Source organism: Actinomycetota bacterium, assembly GCA_036280995.1.
Classification (GTDB): domain Bacteria; phylum Actinomycetota; class CALGFH01; order CALGFH01; family CALGFH01; genus CALGFH01.
In genome coordinates this window covers 1-2,384 of record DASUPQ010000797.1, presented here as the reverse complement: position 1 = coordinate 2,384, position 2,384 = coordinate 1, and the positions used below count along the sequence as shown (strand labels likewise).

Below are 2,384 nucleotides of genomic sequence, written 5' to 3'. Positions count from 1 at the left end.
CGAGGCGGGGTACGTATCGCTGCCCGGCGGCTACCCGACGGGGCGAACCCGTACCTGAAGCGATCATGTTTTGGAGCAGGCGGAAGAACGCTATGGACGCCCGCTCATGCTCCCCGGCGTCGAGGAGCACCTCCAAGGCCTGCTCCATTGCGTTGTAGGAGGATTCATGCGCTCCATGGGCGAAGGCCAACGACGCGTGGGCCAGGACTAGCCCCGGGCGGTTCGACCAGTATTCCTCGGGTAAGGCGGCCAACCACTCGGCTAACAGCTCGGCCTCGGGTGTGGACACCATGGACTCGGCCACGGGTTCGAGTGCCTCAACAGATAGGCCGAACTCACCGGCCGCTAAGCCTCGATCCGCAGATGAACCGCGTCGGGCAGCGGCGTGTGAATGAGGAAAGTGCCTCCTGAGCTGGGATGATGGGTGTTGCGATGCACCGATCAACCCGGCTCGAGAGAGGCACTTTCAGTGCGAGTCTCCCATAGATTCACCGCTGGCTCTGCGCGCTTCGACGAGGACAACCTCGTGTCGCATGCCGGGCTCGTGCCGCTGCTCGGACCGGCCGAGCAGACCGGCCTACCAGAGATCATTGCCGGGAAGGTGTCGATCACTGCGCCGCGGATCAAGTCGGGCGCGGCCAACCCGGCACCGAAGCTGCTCGGGGTGATCGCCGGGATGTGCGCCGGCGCGGACAGCATCGACGACCTGGACGTGCTGCGCGCGGGTGGGATGCCGATCCTGTTCGACGGCGTCTACGCACCCTCCACCCTGGGGGTGCTGCTGCGCGAGTTCAGCTTCGGCCACGCCCGCCAGCTGGAATCGGTGCTGCGCGAGCACCTGTGCGCCCTGGCCGAACGCACCGGGCTGCTGCTGGCCGGGATCGAGCAGCAGGCGTTCATCGACATCGACTCGTTGCTGCGCCCGGTCTACGGGCACGCCAAGCAGGCAGCCTCCTACGGGCACACCAAGATCGCCGGCAAGCAGGTGCTGCGCAAGGGATTGTCGCCACTGGCCACCACGATCAGCACCGAACACTCCGCGCCGGTGATCGCCGGGATGCGGCTTCGCGCGGGTAGGGCCGGCTCGGGCAAGGGCGCGGGAGGGATGGTCGCCCAGGCGATCGGCACCGCGCGGGCGGCCGGCGCCACCGGGAAGATCCTGGTCCGCGGCGACTCGGCCTACGGCAACCGCGCGGTGGTCCGCGCCTGTGTGCGCGGCAAGGCCGAGTTCTCCCTCGTGATGATCAAAAACCGGGCCATCCAACGGGCCATCGCCTCCATCCCGGACACGGCCTGGACCCCGGTGCGCTACCCGGGCGCGGTCCAGGACCCCGACACCGGCGCGTGGATCTCCGACGCCGAGATCGCCGAAGTGCCCTACACCGCGTTCGCCGCCACCAAAGATCGGATCACCGCCCGGCTGGTGGTGCGCCGGGTCAAAGACGCCCGCTACCCCGACGCGCTGTTCCCGGTCTGGCGCCACCACCCGTTCTTCACCAACTCGACCATGCCCACCGCGCAGGCCGACATCGTCCACCGCCGCCACGCGATCATCGAAACCGTATTCGCCGACCTGATCGACGGACCCCTGGCCCACCTGCCCTCCGGGCACTTCGGCGCCAACTCCGCCTGGGCACTGTGCGCCGCGATCGCGCACAACCTGCTCCACGCCGCCGGCACCCTCGCCGGCCAAGGCCACGCCGTCGCCCGGGGCGCGACCCTGCGCCGCCGGCTGATCACCGTGCCCGCCCGCTTGGCCCGACCCGCCCGCGCGCGCGTCCTGCACCTACCCAGCCGCTGGCCCTGGGCGCCCGCATGGCTCCGGCTGTGGGACCAGGCCATCGGCCACAGCCCACCCGCCGCTGCCTGACACCACCCCGCCGACCCCCCGGCCCGAGCACCCGATCAGTGGAACAGCTGGACAGACCAGCGACTCCGACACGCCTCCCGACACCAACCAGCATGATTAATTGAAGCCAAGATCACCCGCGTGGTTGTTCTGCGGATCGAGGCTAAGAGGTACGGCCCCTACGTGCAGCTTGGTGTTCTGGTGCTGGTCGTGGCTGCGGTGCTCGCGATCGTCATGCGGCGCAGGCAGGGAGCCGCCCGAAGCGCCGCGACGGCCCCTGATCAGACCGGGTACCAGCGCAGTTCTGGCGACGATGGCCAGCACCGCCCGAGCTCGGCGGCACCCGTGGCGAGCGCGGAGCACGGGGGGCAACAGGGCTAGCGGCCTTCGGTGTCTCAGGGGCACCGAATCAGCGCCTTTGGCCGCGGCCGATCACCCTCTTGCACCCAGGAGGACGGGTCTGTTCCGCCTGCCTGGTTCCGGCATTTGCTGCCGGGTCGACCCCGCCGCCCGCGGCGAGTGGTTGGTCGCGTGT

Annotated in this window: 2 protein-coding genes; one reads left to right on the top strand and one right to left on the bottom strand. The window is 69.5% G+C overall.

Translation table 11 applies throughout. The annotated features are described in order from the left end of the window. On the bottom strand, nucleotides 1-304 hold a 304-nt coding region (locus VF468_26715; GenBank protein ID HEX5881882.1), incomplete at its 3' end, for a hypothetical protein. Between the two features lie 165 nt (nucleotides 305-469). Between VF468_26715 and VF468_26710 the strand changes: the two genes are divergently transcribed. After that, the gene (locus VF468_26710; GenBank protein HEX5881881.1) at nucleotides 470-1,870 is read left to right on the top strand and encodes an IS1380 family transposase; all 1,401 of its coding nucleotides are present in this window, start codon (nucleotides 470-472) and stop codon (nucleotides 1,868-1,870) included. Nucleotides 1,871-2,384 lie beyond the last annotated feature (514 nt).